This is a genomic window from Pseudoalteromonas sp. NCCP-2140, from assembly GCF_023708065.1.
Taxonomy (GTDB): domain Bacteria; phylum Pseudomonadota; class Gammaproteobacteria; order Enterobacterales; family Alteromonadaceae; genus Pseudoalteromonas.
In genome coordinates this window covers 124,232-140,137 of sequence record NZ_BRCZ01000007.1, presented here as the reverse complement: position 1 = coordinate 140,137, position 15,906 = coordinate 124,232, and the positions used below count along the sequence as shown (strand labels likewise).

Annotated in this window: 10 protein-coding genes; 3 read left to right on the top strand and 7 right to left on the bottom strand. The window is 43.2% G+C overall.

The window, feature by feature from the left end:
• Positions 1–48: 48 nt before the first annotated feature.
• Positions 49–513: an energy transducer TonB gene (locus tag NFU46_RS15010; RefSeq protein WP_058586016.1), complete on the bottom strand. Its 465-nt coding sequence runs from the start codon at positions 511–513 to the stop codon at positions 49–51.
• Positions 514–691: 178 nt separating this feature from the next.
• On the opposite strand from NFU46_RS15010, the gene NFU46_RS15005 reads away from it, so the two are divergent.
• Together NFU46_RS15005 and NFU46_RS15000 are read left to right on the top strand one after the other, a co-directional pair.
• On the top strand, positions 692–2,776 hold the full coding sequence (locus NFU46_RS15005; RefSeq protein ID WP_251602852.1) for a TonB-dependent siderophore receptor: 2,085 nt from the start codon (positions 692–694) through the stop codon (positions 2,774–2,776).
• On the top strand, positions 2,766–3,911 hold the full coding sequence (locus tag NFU46_RS15000) for a DUF1624 domain-containing protein (RefSeq protein ID WP_251602850.1): 1,146 nt from the start codon (positions 2,766–2,768) through the stop codon (positions 3,909–3,911). The genes NFU46_RS15005 and NFU46_RS15000 overlap by 11 nt, the downstream gene beginning before the upstream one ends.
• Positions 3,912–3,974: 63 nt before the next feature.
• Here the strand turns inward: NFU46_RS15000 and NFU46_RS20485 are convergent, their stop codons facing one another.
• The 5 genes from NFU46_RS20485 to NFU46_RS14965 form a co-directional block, all read right to left on the bottom strand.
• A complete protein-coding gene (locus NFU46_RS20485) occupies positions 3,975–8,921 on the bottom strand; it encodes a S8 family serine peptidase (RefSeq protein WP_285835545.1) in 4,947 nt (1,648 codons plus the stop codon).
• Positions 8,922–9,081: 160 nt separating this feature from the next.
• Complete coding sequence (locus tag NFU46_RS14980) at positions 9,082–10,266, bottom strand: ATP-binding protein (protein ID WP_251602848.1); 1,185 nt, start codon at positions 10,264–10,266, stop codon at positions 9,082–9,084.
• A gap of 6 nt (positions 10,267–10,272) precedes the next feature.
• The gene (locus NFU46_RS14975) at positions 10,273–10,983 is read right to left on the bottom strand and encodes a response regulator transcription factor (RefSeq protein ID WP_251602846.1); all 711 of its coding nucleotides are present in this window, start codon (positions 10,981–10,983) and stop codon (positions 10,273–10,275) included.
• Entirely contained in the window at positions 10,983–11,366 is a 384-nt protein-coding gene (locus NFU46_RS14970; protein ID WP_165385111.1) for a DUF3019 domain-containing protein, read from the bottom strand. The genes NFU46_RS14975 and NFU46_RS14970 overlap by 1 nt, the downstream gene beginning before the upstream one ends.
• Positions 11,366–12,253 (bottom strand): MipA/OmpV family protein, encoded by an 888-nt coding sequence (locus NFU46_RS14965; protein ID WP_251602844.1) that lies wholly within the window; start codon positions 12,251–12,253, stop codon positions 11,366–11,368. The genes NFU46_RS14970 and NFU46_RS14965 overlap by 1 nt, the downstream gene beginning before the upstream one ends.
• A 354-nt stretch (positions 12,254–12,607) precedes the next feature.
• On the opposite strand from NFU46_RS14965, the gene tkt reads away from it, so the two are divergent.
• Positions 12,608–14,608 (top strand): transketolase, encoded by a 2,001-nt coding sequence (gene tkt, locus NFU46_RS14960; protein ID WP_251602842.1) that lies wholly within the window; start codon positions 12,608–12,610, stop codon positions 14,606–14,608.
• Between the two features lie 119 nt (positions 14,609–14,727).
• Here the strand turns inward: tkt and tal are convergent, their stop codons facing one another.
• Entirely contained in the window at positions 14,728–15,681 is a 954-nt protein-coding gene (gene tal, locus NFU46_RS14955) for a transaldolase (protein WP_062566356.1), read from the bottom strand.
• Between the last annotated feature and the right edge of the window lie 225 nt (positions 15,682–15,906).

The following is a 15,906-nucleotide window of genomic DNA, read 5'->3' as shown; positions in this document are numbered from 1 at the left end:
AGGCAATAGCTGGCATTGGCTCAAGTATCTACACGGCAAATTTATTGTTTACTCGCAGGCTTGTTCTGAATGCTCAACGCACATGGCAACGGCTTCACTCTTTTTGTCGAAGTCGTGCGTTAAGCAGTAGTCAAAACGCATGGTTAACTCAATCACTTGTTCATCCGTGCGCTCTGGCCATTGCCAGTCTCTCACTATTTGCCTTGCTGCCTTTCTAACGTCTTTACTAAAGCGCTTAGGTGCTGAATTTTCAATATTTAAGTTTTTCACATTGCCTTCTGGCGTTACCTGAAAGTTGACAATAGCGCAGCCACTGCCTTGTCGATTTAGCAGCCCTGTCGGGTATTGTACATGGTGCATTGGTGGCAGCCGTTGCCAGCTAGGCTTATCTGTAGTGGTATCTAGTACCTGCGCTTGAATATCAACAAATGGAAATTTACGAGATAAATCAGGGTTTGCGAATGAGCTGATTGATGCGCATACGAGCGTTAATGCTAAAAGTGATTTATACATAGTTTTCCTTAACTTGTTTGCTTTTTAATCTACCCCAAATTTAGCGTTAAAAATTATCTTTGTAAACTAGAGGCTTGGCTAAAAATTAAGGGGTAAATGTATTGTTATACTATAACCTATTTTTTATTTATGTTATTTTATAACAAATAATTTCTCTTAACTTTTACAATCAGACCTTATGAAGTACTCAACTCTTAGTTTAGCCTTAGCTGCGGCGTTTGCAGCGAATACACATGCAGCTGATAACAGCGATATCGAAACGATCACCATTGAACATAAACAGGCGTTTCGTGGTGATATTCCAACAAAAGATTTACCGCAATCGATCACCACATTAAGCAAAGACATGATGACTGATAACGGTATTACAAAGTTTCGTGATGCACTGGATTTTTCTGCCAGTATTACTCGTAAGAATAATGGTGGCGCGCTGTGGGATAGCTATTCAATTCGTGGTTTGTCTGGTAACGAAAATATGCCGTCTGGGTACTTAGTTAACGGTTTTAGTGGTGGTCGCGGCTTTGCAGGCCCGCGTGATGTCTCAAACATTGAATACATCGAAGTATTAAAAGGGCCGGGCTCAGCACTCTATGGCCGTTCAGAGCCGGGTGGTACCGTAAACATTATTACTAAAAAGCCACAGTTTTATCAGCAAGGGCAACTTCAAGCTGAGTTCGGTAGCGATGATCACAAGCGTATTCAAGGTGATTACACTAACGGTCTAAGCGATGATTTAGCGTTTCGTATCAATGGTGCATGGCAAGATAGCGATAGCTTTAGAGATTATGTGCACCACGACAAATTCGTGATTACGCCTTCGCTTTATTATCAAATCAACGATAACTCATCGCTGACCTATGAGTTTGAGTATGTTGATCAACAGCAAATGTATGACCGCGGTATTGTGTTGTTAAATGGTGATTTTGATACCGTACCTGAGTCACGCTTTTTAGGTAACCCAAATGATGCACCAACTAAGGTGCACTCGCGCGGTCATCAATTAAATTACAGCAACGATCTAAACCAAGATTGGAGCTTGTTATTAGGTGCTAGTTACCGTACTGCAACGCTAACAGGTTATTCGTCAGATGCTGAGCTTTCACCATCGCGTCAGTCATTATTTGATGATGGCAGAACTTTAACTCGCCAGCACAGATACCGTGACTATGAGTCTGATGATTTATCGCTGCGCTTTGAATTAAGCGGCCATTTTGATGTTGCCGGTATTACTAACCATGTACTGATTGGTGTTGATGGTTACGACTATGAACTGCGTACAGGGCTTTATCGCTACCGTGGTGGTAATGGCACTTACACCATTGATATTTATGAGCCAGAGTACAGCACCACTGAAGGCCCTGAAGTGGGCATGCAGTACGAAAATAACGAACAGCAAAATGCGTACGGTATTTACCTGCAAGACCAACTAGATCTAACCGATAACTTAAAAGTGATGTTAGGTCTACGTTTTGATGAAATTGAACAAGATATTTTTGAGACTAAGTCTGGTGTGGCATCAAACAGCAAAGAAAACCGCATTAGTCCACGTTTTGGTGTGGTTTACGCACTTAATGACGACATTAACCTTTACTCAAGCTATTCAGAAGGCTTTTTACCACTGAGTGGCACCGATGCCGAAGGTAATCCATTCGGTTTTGAAGAAAGTGATTCGTTTGAAGTGGGTTTTAAATTTAGCTACGCCAATATCAGCGGTACGCTTGCTTATTTTGATGCAAGCAAGAGCAACATGCTGGTGGCAGATCCAGTAAACGTGGGTTATTCATCACCTGTAGGTAAAGCAAATAGCTCAGGTTTTGAATTAGATTTAACAGGGTCATTGGGTGACAATACCGAGTACAACCTATCTTATGCCTATGTTGATGCCGAGACTGCGACAGACAGTCTAGTTATTGATTGGTTAGTGCCAATTCCTAAGGGCAGCCCACTTGTGAACGTACCTAAGAATAACCTTTCGGTTGGCTTAAACCATGACCTAAATTTATTCGCACAAGAAATAAAGATTGGTGGTCATTATCAATATGTGTCTGATCGCTTAGGTGACCCAGCTGATCTCACTTTCCGTTTACCGAGTTACCAAACTGTTGGTTTATTTGCTAAATGGCGAGCGACTGAACGTACGACGGTATCATTGAATGTCGATAACGTGTTTGATGAACAGTATATCGCTAGTTCTTACAATGCTTTGTGGGCCTATCCGGGTGCGCCGACGCAATTTAAACTTGGCGTAAATTATGACTTCTGAGCAAGTTAAAAGCCGTATTCACAGTATCGACATCATGCGTGGTGTCGTTATTCTGCTGATGCTACTTGATCATGTGCGAGAGCGATTTTTCTTGCACATGCAGGTGGCTGATCCCATGGTGGTTGATACCACTTCGCCAGGGCTTTTTTGGAGCCGCTTTGCTGCGCACTTTTGTGCGCCAACCTTTATCTTTTTAACCGGTTTGTCGGCGTGGCTTTATAGTCATCCAGCAAGTGGCGTGACGCGCTCAGCACGAAGCTTTTTAATCAAGCGAGGGCTTTTTTTAATCGCCCTTGAAGTGACCCTGATTTGTTTTTCGTGGATGGGTTACTACCATACCATTTGGCTACAAGTGATGTGGGCGATTGGCCTTTGTATGCTGGTGTTAGCAATATTGATTAAGTTGCCGCGCAATCTATTGCTGCTACTTGGTTTAGTTATTGTATTTGGTCATAACTTACTGACCCCAATCAGCTTTTCGCCCGATGAGTTTGGTTACTCGCTGTGGACGATTTTGCATGACCGAGGCTATCTATCACAAGGTGGTTTAATCGATGTAAAAATTAGCTACCCAGTGCTGCCTTGGATTGGTGTTATCTTATTGGGTTACTGTGCAGGTCCTTTATATGCGCACACTCAATCGGCAGATTCGCGTAAACGAGCATTACTGCTGTTAGCCCTGTTATGTGTGGCATTATTTGTGCTGCTGCGTGGTTTTAATATTTATGGCGAAACTTTGCCATGGCAAACGTTTAGTACCACAACCGAAACCATGATGTCGGTGTTTAACGTGACTAAGTACCCACCGTCACTGAGCTTTTTGCTGATCACGTTAGCAGGCATGTTTGCAGGCTTGTGGTTATTTGAAAGACCACTCAACCGCTTTACGAATGCGCTGAGAGTGTATGGCTCTGTGCCTATGTTCTTTTATATTTTCCACCTCTATGTACTGCTATTTATGTATCAAATAGGCATGCTGATCTGGGGGGCAAATCAAGGGCAATATTTAGGAGTCAGTGATATATCAGGTATTTGGTTTATTACTTTGTTGTTGGCAGTAGGGCTTTATTGGCCAACCAAGAAGTTTAGTGAATACAAGCGTAAGGCTAACAAGCCTTGGTTAAAGTATTTATAACGAAAAATGCCGATATGCTAAGCATATCGGCATTACCTACTTACTATCCTAATTAACTAATCCTTAGTTAATTCGAGATTTTTTACGACGAAGTGCCATCAGTGGGGCAACTGCTAGTAGTAACCAGCCGAATGAACCGCTTGATGATTTCTTGTCTTTTTCAATCTCTGCTTCTGGAATCACTGCCTCAGGGAAAGTACAGCTACCATCGTCAGTATTGGCGCTTTCATCATAGTTAGTTGCTGAGCTGTCAGTACAGCCAAGCTCTTCACCATCAGACATCACCGATAATACAAATGAACTCATTGCTGCATCAGTTGGGTTAACGCTGTCGCTCACTTTTACTGTTACATCAATATCACCATGGAAGTGCGCCGCTGGCGTGATAGTCACAGTGCTACCTGATGTGTGACCAGATACTTCATAAGTGAAGTTTTCGCCTAACACTTCGATTTGGTTGCTCACTTGGTTTTCGTCAGCATAAAGCACGTCAAAACTAATCGTTTCGTTCTCTGCCACCGACATATCAGTTAAGGCTGCCATTTCTAGGTTACCGATAACTTCTAGGTCAAGGGTGATGGTTTCATCATCTGCGCCAACTAAACCATTTGTAAGTGATAGTTGATGCGTTTGATTCGCCGCTTGTTCTCCAATGTACGCTTGGAATTTCACGTCAAACTTAGAAATCTCAGGACCTGTGTAGTCAAGACACACAACCAGTTTGTCGTGTAGTACTTCGTCCATATTGTCGAAGCCGTACTTGTTACCGATGTTTAAATCGATTGGAATATCACCACTGATAAAGCCACGACCATCAGCAGCTTTCAAGCCGATAGAACCTTGTGCATCAACTAAGCTTAGGTTGTCATAAGCAAATAGTAGCTCGTATTCACCTGGCTCATAGTCAATGCCCATACGCATGAACATTTCAACATCAACAGATTGGCCTTCAGTTCTTGAGCGCTGGATATTATCCCACTCAAGTACTAACCACTCACGAGATACCGTGTAAGTTGGTGTGATACCGGCGTTGGCGTCATAGTTACCGTAACCACCGTCAACACGCTCTGGGATCATGTTGTCACCAACCCAGAAAGGTGCGATTAGGTAAGGCGGCGGTGGCGGCTGAGTGTAACCCTCAGGCAGTTCAACGTGGAATGGCGTTGTACGGCCTTGCGAACCAAATGTGACTAAGCCTGCTGGGTTAAGTTTAATTGAGTCAAAGTGGTACTTGTTAAAGAATGGGAATGACACATCAAGGTTAGTGTTCATGATTTCTTTAAATGTGTACTCAAACTCGTTGTAGTAACGACCTTCAACACCTTCTAGTGTACGCCAGCCAAGCTCACGTAGTTCTAGGTAGTGAGGATCTGGTGAATGCGCCGATGTTAATGAACACATTTCGTCTGTGATGTTGGTGGTAATGTTATAATTACGCTCAACATTTTTAGTCGTCTCTTGAACACCAACTAGTGCTAGAGCGTTGCTATCTAACATTGGTGTTACTGGCGTTGAGTTAGATGCGACAATGCTGTCAGGAACAATGTCTACGCCCACAGGGAACTCAGTGTTTAGAGCAAACTGACGCGCTTCATCTTCGTTATTAGCAATGACGCTGATTTCGAAGTCTACTAAATCACCCACAAATGCTTTGTCTTTGTTAGCTGTAAAGGTCACGTCTTTATCAACTTGCTCGATGATCACTGGAACAAAACCAAGATTACCCGCATCTTCTGGGTTGCTACCAATATCAAAGCCACCAAAGTAGATATCGCCCACTTCCATATCAGGTAGGTTATAAGCAAGGTCAAGCTCAAGCTGGTCATAACCAGGTACGCTGCTTGGGCCTGTTACAGTGAGTGAACCATTGTCTTCTGTGGTCACAGCTGTTGCAAACGATACTTCGATACCTTCATCAACTTCACCATACGATAGAGTCTGTAGGCTCATGTATAACGTAAAGTATTCACCCGCTTCAGGATCAACAATATTACAGAAGTTAGTTAGGGTGTAGCTCGTTGACATACATAACGTTTCTTCATAAGACGCAATGCCATCACCGTTACTATCTTTACCCATGAACACAAGTACACGTGACGTGTCGTTCATGACGCTTGCGCTTAGCATTTTTGCGCCTTCTGGCACTGTCGTCCACTGAATGTGGTTGTTGTTCACAGCTTCGCCTTCACCTTCGATCTCAACGCTATCGAATGGGTCGCCTGGTGTGGTGTCGTTGAATAGGTGCACTGTTTCAACTTGGCCTTTTACTAAGCCGTACGATTGTGTGGTTAGGTTGCTAATTTCATCAGTATTAAATGGACCCACTTTCATCGTTGCAGAACGGCGGTGTGCATCAATTTGAATATACTCAGGTAAACCGGTATCACCAGCGAAAGTCCATACAGGCATTTCTAAAATTGGTGATTCAGGGTTGCTTGAGGTCATTACGATTTGACCTTGGTTACCTGTGTAATCAACAATTTCTTGTGGTGTTGCTTGTTGGCTTGCTTCAACCGTAACAACAATGCTTTGTGTCTCACCTGCTTTAATATCAAAGTTGCTTGGCTCAACACTAATTTTGCTATTACCAATCCAGTTTTCTGTATGAAGTGTCCAGCTTGCGTCTTCTGTCGCCGTAAAGGTTCTGATAAACGTACACTTAAAGCCACAGTCATTATCAACCATGTAAGCTGTGTTTAGTGCTTTTTCACGGCCACCAAGGCTTGGGTTAGCTGCATTCATGTTAGCAATGGTTTCATCAAGCAATAGGCCTGCTTTATCAGCACGCTCAACTTGCATTTTACCCGAACCCATTTCAGCAAGGGCAGCATCAAAGCCATCATCGGTGTAGTTGTTTAGGTACTGTGCTAAAGCAACTTGATTGTTTGCAGTTAACATCAATGCTGATTGAATTTGCATTGGTGTCCAATCAGGATGAGATTGTTTTAACAATGCTGCCGCACCCGCAACGTGTGGGCTTGCCATTGATGTACCAGACATAGATTGCCAGTCTGAAGTCGCTGGGTTGCTAGTAAATGGTTGATCGTCAGATGATGGCGCATAGATATCAACACCCGGAGCCGCAAGGTCTACAAGTAAGGTGTCAAAACCAAAGTATGATGGGCCACGGCCAGAGAAGTAAGCAATGCGGTCTTTATCTACATCATCTACAGTACCTTCGGTTGCTTCAATGGTACCCATGTGGCTGTCGCCTGTGCTTAGCCAGTCAAGTAAGCTCGTACCATCAACGTTTTTAATGTGAATGGTAGGGATAGGGTAAGTGACTGAAGGAATCGTGTAGCGATCGTAGAATGATACATGGTTATAAATAATTAAACCTTCAGCACCACCTGCCTCTACGTTTAGCGATTTAGAGTACAGCGGGTAAGAACTACGTTTACATACGACAATCACATCTTGCGCACTTTCGTCGATAGCGGTTGCTGGGTCATCAACTAAATCAAATGTTCCTTCAGGGAATGGCTTGTCACAGTTGGCAAGTGCATAGCTTGAGCTTTCATTTGGATTTTCAAAGTCAGTTGCGGCAACGATTAAACCTGTTAGCTCGTTAAAGTTTACACCTGCACCAGCAAATGGTCCTGGCGCTGCAGTATCGCCACCAGTTAGGTTTTTAAGTTGTTTGTTACCAAAATTGACTTTAGTTGAAGGCGTATGAGCTGCAACTGTGGTTACCCAAGGTGAAGAGTGGTCAGCCGTTGAATATTCAGGGCCGCTGTTACCTGCCGCTACCGCCACAAATACACCGGTTTCAGCCGCATTCATGAACGCTTGCTCAATTGGGTCGCTCCATGGGTCTTCTTCAAGGCCACCTAATGAAGCATTCAGTACGTCAACATTATCTATAGCAGCTTGTTCTACAGCAGCTAAGATTGCGCTTGTTGGACAGCCTGCATAAGGGTCACCAGAACCACCCGGCCAACATACTTGGTATGAAATGATATTGGCATGAGGCGCCATACCTGATACTTGCGGGAAAGTTACATTGGTTTCTAAACCAGATGATTGGCTTTCATACTCTGTCAGTTTGTAAGGAATATCGTAAAGGATATTACCTGCCGCTGTACCTGCAACGTGTGAACCATGGCTATTATAGTCTTCACCATTTTCTGGGCGAGTCTCTTCAAACACAGTATCAACGTAGGCTGCGGTGATCTCAGGGTATGAGTACACACCAATTAGCTTGTCGTTACACAGATCTGCAAATTCAGCGGTTGCACAGTCACCTAGGTACTTGTCGCCTAGAGGGTTGGTGTGAGTGTAGCCATCGCCACCTACAGCTGCAAATGATGGGTGATCGGTATTGATACCCGTATCGATGATACCGACAACCGTGCCTTCACCTTTATTGCTGCTAGGATTGCTAGCACTTGCGCTCCACAGTGCAGAAGCACCGGTTTGCTCAATGGTATTAAACGTATTTAGGCTATAGATTTTTGAGCGAGTGATCTTCTTAACACCAGCCACTTTAGCAAGGCGCTTCGCTTCATCTTGTGTCATTTGGGTGGTGAAACCGTTTAATGTCACATTGAATGTGCGCTCAACATTTAGCTGTAAGCCTTGCTGACTCATCGCAGTACTTAGTACTGATTGGCGCTTACTTGCTAGGTGGTTAGCGTAAGTTGCGATAGCAGGCTGCGCCATATTAAGCGTTGAGCGCGTTGCTGCTTGTTGCGTCTGCATTACCACATCTTTAGTGCTCGCAAGCCCTTTAACACCACCTTGGTAAGTCGAAATTGGTGCATCGTTCAGTTGCACGATATAAGTTTGAATACCACTAATATCTTTCTCTGGTGTGAAAACGCGGCTTTGTTTTTTAACTGTGTTATTAACCTTGTCTTCCCACACAAATTCATTGGTAACGGTTTGCTTTGGCGCATAGCCTGCTGGCTGTTCTGGCCATGCTTGATCATTTAGCGCAGCAGCAGACGTACCTACACCTAAGTAAAGTGCAGATGCGACCATCACTGATACTTTCTTCATATTGAACATGTGATCTAACTTCCCTCGAAGGATTATAATTATGAGCTCGCGCTAGCGGCGAACGGTTGTAATCAGTAGGGATAGTGTTGAGTTGTGGCTATAACATCAATGAAATGTAAACAATTGGCACACACTGTTACAGCTTGGTACATTTTTACCGAAAAACTGTTTATGGAAACAAGATGCTTGCTCTTGCTCCGCTTAAGGTTTGTGCGTTATCTAAGCTAAATTTTGCGTTATTCCATAGGCACAGTTGCTTAACTATTGATAAGCCAAGGCCAACACCTTGGTAGCCTGTTTGGTGCACCGAAGCGGTTTTTGAAAATGGCTGCATGAGGCTGGCGCGCATGTGTTCAGGGATCCCTGGGCCATCATCTTCAATCACTAACAAAGTGCCGTTTTCGCATTGTGAAAGCCTGATATGAATTTGCGTTTTAGCAAAGCGAACCGCGTTGCCGAGTAAGTTTTGCAATAAGCGTTGAAAGCTTTGTTTATCAACGCAAATGGCTGTTAATTCGCAGTCAAGGCGAATAGCCAAAGGGCTATAGCTTTGAAACTTAGTAATGCAGGGCTGTAATAGCTCGTCTGGGCAGTAGTCTTTCACTAACAAGGTGGGCTCGCATTGTTCAAGCTCGGCATAGGTTAAAAACTCTTCGACTAAAAGCTCAAGTTCAATAATGTCTTGCAACACACTGTGCCGATAAGCGTTGTTATCAACGACTGCTTCGAGGGCGAATTTAGCCCGTGAAATAGGCGTTAAAAAGTCATGAGAAACAGCATTGATCAATTCGCGTTGGCTTTGATTACGGTTATGAAGCGCTAATGCCATGTTATCGAAGGTATCGCCAATGCTCTTTAGCAAGCTAAAACGTGTGAAGTGCACTTGTGCTGTAAAGTCGGCATTTGAAATTTTACTACTGGCTTTGCGTAGCTTAGTTAAGTCAAACAGCAGTGGGCCTGTAAAAATCACCACAGCTAAGGCAAGGCTAGAGTAAAACAGAAGGCTTACTAAAGACTGATAACCCGGATCAGCAGGCTGGCTGTAGGGGCCAATGCTTAATAAGGTCTCTCTATCATCGGCAAGTTTATGAAAGTAAAGGTTGTTATTGGCATCGTTAACGCTAATTACCTGACCTGCTAAAAGTGATGCCTGTAATTGTTCACCAAGGTAAAAGTTCGCCAGAGGTGTTTGTTTAATATCAGGGTTATTGGGGGCAAGACTTAAGATGCTTTCTGCTAATTGCTGCTCTGTACTGTAACTCGGTGGGCTTGGAAAATAGGTTTCTAGTAACCAAGCGGCGCTCCCCAGACAAACTGCTAGGGTTAAATACAAATAGCAAAACAGGCGTAGCAAACTGCATTAACCCCACGCTTGTGGAGAAAAAATATATCCTTTACCCCAAACCGTGACGATTTTTTGTGCCGGCACCGCTTCGTCACCGAGTTTTTTGCGTAAGCGACTAATGCGGCCATCTATAGTGCGGCTTTGACCATCATATTTACGGCCTATAGTGCCATCAAATAATTGGTCTCGACTGACCAATTGACCCGCTGATTTAGCAAGTTGAATCAAAATTTCGAACTCTGCACTGGTCAGTTCAAGTGGCTGGCTATGCAGGTAAGCCTCGCGCTGAATAGTATTAATACTCAACGAGCCAAAGCGAATATTATGGGCGTTGTGAGTGGTGCTTGTTGGCTTTATAGCTTGGCTGCGGCGAATCGTGTTATTTATTCGCGCTAATAAAATAGACGGGGAAACAGGTTTGGTTAGGTAATCATCGGCGCCTAGTTCGAGGCCAGTGATATGATCGACTTGGCTCTGCCTTGCGGTCATAAAAATAATTGGCGTATCTTGATATTGTTTTAGCTCTTTAAATACCTCAAAACCATCTTCCGAGCCTAATCCGATATCGAGCAAAATTAGGTCGTATTTTTTGCAGCTTGCTTGGTAACAGGCATGGCAACCACTTTCAAAGTGCTCAATGGTATAGCCATGGTCAGTTAAATAATTAGAAACTAGCTGGGCAAGTTTTAAATCATCTTCAATATATAAAATAGTATGCTGGCTCATCAAAAAATACTCCATGCGATATCACGTCGGCGTTTTTTAACATGCTGGTGGAATAAACTAATTTCAGTGCTTTCTAATGGCTCTAGCTGTTCGCTAAGTAGCTCTAATACAATGTTACGATTGTTTTGCACTGTGATTGCAAAGTTTTGCCCTTGATTTGGCTTTTGGCAGAACAGCCTAATTTGTTGATCAGTAACACGAATGCACACCGTTTCGCTGACTTCGGTATACCAATTAATCGATACATCCATCACGCAGTCTTGCTCTATCGTTACACAGTTTTCTGGTGTTGCCTCGATATAACCGGCTTGTGCGAATGTACTGCCAACAAACGCGAGGCTACAAATGAATAAGAGTGAAAAAAGCTTCGTACGCAACATCATCAGTAATTCCATGCAAAGCCAGCATAAAAAGACAGTAAGTTGCTGTCATCGATAAGGGGGCTATCGGCAATACCCGATGATAAACGTTGGTATTTTATATCGCTGATAAATTGCCATTGTTGATTAAACTGATATTGGTAACTGGCTTTTAGATTGTACTTTTGACTAGAGCGACCTAAAAAAGGGCTAAATCCGGCTCGTATCTCTTGTTGTGCGCTGCCATAGTAGTAATCCACTAAACCAGCACTTAGATGTTGTATTTCTGCGCCGAGCAAAACTAGATGCTGATCAAACAAAAACAAGCGCTGTGCAGATAATGCGCCTTGTAACCCTTTGTGATAGTTGGTGAGCTCCATTGACCAATACGCGCTAAAACGCCAGCTTTGCCAGTCAACAATAGCTTCAATACCGCTCATGGCAGACAGTTTACGTTTTGATATTTTAGTAATATCACCGCGGCGCTTTGTCAGCGCTGGTGTTTCGATACCTGAACCAGGTGGTGGCGGTGTCATTGAGGGGCGGCCGCCGGTTGTTCTAATCGCGGTCAGTGCTGCTGAGTGTTTAGCAAAATACAGCCCATCTTCATTAAGTTGGGTGAATAACGACACTTGATAGTTATCGCCCCACACGGGTGTCCAAGCAAACTGAGTATTTGCAAATGAAAAGTCACCGGCAAATACCTCAATGCGCGGTAGGGCATAAAGAGGAATGTCGTCTTTTTTATAAACCGGGTTGTCGAGTTGACCATAACCTAAGCTTAAACCAAGGCTTACTCCTTCATCTGCTAAATACGCAGAGTTAGTGCTGCTTGCCATTGGTGAAAGGCAAAATGCACTAATTAGAAATAAAACTCGTAGCCCAAGTGAGCAACTACCCAGAACAGTCACAAATAAACAACCTTAATGAAAAACCCTGTTAACATTAAGTTGTTATTAATGGCTTGAACAATGAAATAATGTACCAAATTGTAGCAAGGTCTGGTTTTTATAACCTAAATTAGTTAAGTAAATTGCTTGATAAATAAGCATATTTCACTAATTTGGTTTGGTTATTTTGAGCGGTGTCGTCATTTCTTTAGTTAGAAAAAGTTATTAACAATAAAATGGTGTTAAAACCTGCGCTTAGCGGTACAAAATGGCCCTAAATACACGTCATTACTGGCATGGCGGTTTATTAAGTTGCTATTTGGGTGAGTTTTTGCGATATTATTTATATTATAATATTAACAGGAAGCTAATAAGATGACTCTGCCTAGTTCTCAATCTGCAAATGCTATTCGCATACTTGCTGTCGATGCCGTTCAACAAGCTAACTCAGGCCACCCAGGTGCGCCTATGGGTATGGCTGATATTGCAGCGGTATTGTGGCAAAACTTTCACCGCCATAACCCATTAAACCCAGACTGGTCTAACCGTGACCGCTTTGTGTTATCAAATGGCCATGGTTCAATGCTTCAATATGCATTGTTACACCTAAGCGGTTATGACGTAAGCATCGAAGATATTAAGCAATTCCGTCAGCTTCACTCTAAAACACCGGGTCACCCAGAATACGGTTACACACCGGGTGTTGAAACAACTACGGGCCCATTAGGTTCAGGTATTGCTAACGCAGTTGGTATGGCAATCGCTGAAAAAACCTTAGCAGCGCAATTCAATAAGCCAAAGTTTGATATTGTTGATCACTTCACTTACTGCTTTATGGGTGATGGCTGTTTAATGGAAGGTATCTCGCACGAAGCATGTTCGCTGGCAGGTACGTTAGGTCTAGGCAAGCTAATCGCATTTTGGGATGACAATGGCATCTCTATCGATGGTGAAGTAGAAGGTTGGTTCACCGACGATACGCCTGCACGTTTTGAATCTTACGGTTGGCAAGTTATTCGTGATGTTGATGGTCACGATATGAATGCAATTGCGGGTGCAATCGAAGCGGCACAAAGCAACACTACTCAACCAACACTAATCTGTTGTAAAACAGTGATTGGTTTTGGCTCACCAAACAAATCAGGTAGCCACGACTGTCACGGTGCACCACTGGGTCACGACGAAATCGCAGCAGTACGTGAGCAGCTAAACTGGCCGCACCCTGCATTTGAAGTTCCACAAGAAGTTTATAACGAGTGGAATAATCAAGCGAAAGGCCAAGAGCTTGAAGGTGCATGGCAGCAAAAGTTTGCAGCTTATAGCAAAGCACACCCTGAACTTGCAAAAGAATATACACGTCGTGTTCTTGAAAAAGCATTACCAGCTAACTTCGCTGAATTAGCTGATGAGTACATTGCTAAATGCCAAGCCGATATGCAAAACATTGCGACACGTAAAGCATCACAAAACGCGATCACCTTCTTTGCTAACCAACTTCCAGAATTAATGGGTGGCTCTGCTGACCTTGCCGGTTCTAACTTAACGTTATGGCCAGAAGCAAAAGGTTTACAAGATGCAGCTGATGGTAACTACGTATTCTATGGCGTACGTGAGTTTGGTATGAGCGCAATCATTAATGGTATTGCATTACATGGTGGCTTCATTCCATTTGGCGCAACTTTCTTAATGTTTATGGAATACGCACGTAATGCAGTACGTATGGCAGCATTAATGAAAGCGCAAAGCATTTTTGTGTATACCCATGACTCAATCGGTCAAGGTGAAGATGGCCCAACTCACCAACCAATCGAGCAAATCGCTAACCTTCGTATGACACCAAATATGACTGCATGGCGTCCGTGTGATGAAACTGAAACAGCAGTAGCTTGGCGTCAATCGTTATTAAAAGAGACAGGCCCAAGTTCACTGATCTTCAGCCGTCAGGGTACCAAAGCAATGGCACGTGATGCACAGCAAGTTGCTGACATTGCAAAAGGGGGTTATGTACTTGTTGATAGCGAACAAACTGCAGAGCTTATCCTTATTGCAACGGGTTCTGAGGTAGAGTTAGCTGTGAATGCTGCTGCTGAGCTAAAAGCACAAGGCAAGCAAGTTCGCGTGGTATCTATGCCATCAACGAATCAGTTTGATAGCCAAGATAAAGCATATCGTCAAAGCGTGCTACCAGCGGGTACACCTAAGATTGCTGTTGAAGCTGCACACGGTGACTTCTGGTTCAAGTATGTTGGCCAAGATGGTGATGTACTAGGCATGGACACATTTGGTGAGTCAGCGCCTGGTGCCGTATTGCTTGAGCACTTTGGTTTCACAGTGGCAAACCTAGTTGCAAAAGCAAATGCATTACTTGCTGAATAATGTGACTGGTAAAAAATTATCGTAATCGCAACACGATAAGCCTGCTTTTACTAAAAGGCAGGCAATAAAAAAGCCCGCAAACTTTGGTTTGCGGGCTTTTTGCTGCTTAAACAATCGGTTTAAACTAATTCGCTTAAGATTGACTCTAGTTTTTCTTGGTCAATTGCGAACTGACGAATACCTTGGCTTAGCTTTTCAGTAGCCATGGCATCTTCATTCATTTCCCAGCGGAAAGCTTGCTCAGTCATTGCAGCTGGCGCTTCTGCTTTTTCTGTTGCTGGTAATAGTTTTTGAGTTAACGGTGCGTCAGTTGCAGCTAGTTCAGCAAGTAACTTAGGGCTGATAGTTAAACGGTCACAACCTGCTAATTCTTGGATTTCACCGATGTTACGGAAGCTTGCGCCCATTACAATCGTTTCGTAGCCGTGCTTTTTGAAGTAGTTGTAGATATGCGTTACTGACTTAACGCCCGGATCGTTAGCACCGTCAAAATCAGCGCTTGCATCTTGTGCTTTGTACCAGTCAAGAATACGACCAACGAATGGTGAAATTAGGTAAGCACCTACTTCGGCACAAGCGCGTGCTTGAGCAAATGCAAATACCAGCGTTAGGTTACAACGGATACCTTGCGCTTCAAGTACCTTAGCTGCTTGAATACCTTCCCATGTTGAAGCAATTTTGATTAACACGCGCGATGTGTCGATACCTTGCTCTTTATATAAAGCAACAAGCTCAAGTGCTTTATCAACAGTTGCTTGAGTATCAAATGATAAACGCGCATCCACTTCTGTTGAAACTAAACCTGGCACTTGCTCCATTAATTTAGAGCCAATTAATACCGCTAGTTTATCAGCTGCTTTTGTTACAACTTCAGCTGCGTCACTGCTTTGTGCTTTTGCCCATGATACGGCTTCGGCAGCTAGTGGGCGATATTTCTCAATTTGAATCGCGTTTAAGATTAGTGATGGGTTTGTTGTTGCATCTTGCGGTTTATATTCGTTGATTGCTTCAAAATCACCCGTGTCAGCAACAACGGTTGTTACTGCTTTAAGTTGTTCTAATTGACTAGACATAGTTATCCCATTCTTATCATACAAAAGTTAATGTAGTGGCTTTAACCTATTATTTGTGCTGAAAAAACAATCTAATCTACCAGAGAAACTGCGCAATAAATCGCCCGCCAGCAGCAAATAATCCTGTTAATAATATTTTTATAATACCTTTACAATCTGGTATTGTTGATATTATCATACAAATAAAGATAATGACTAACAATGTTAGTAAGCAATTAGTGAAAG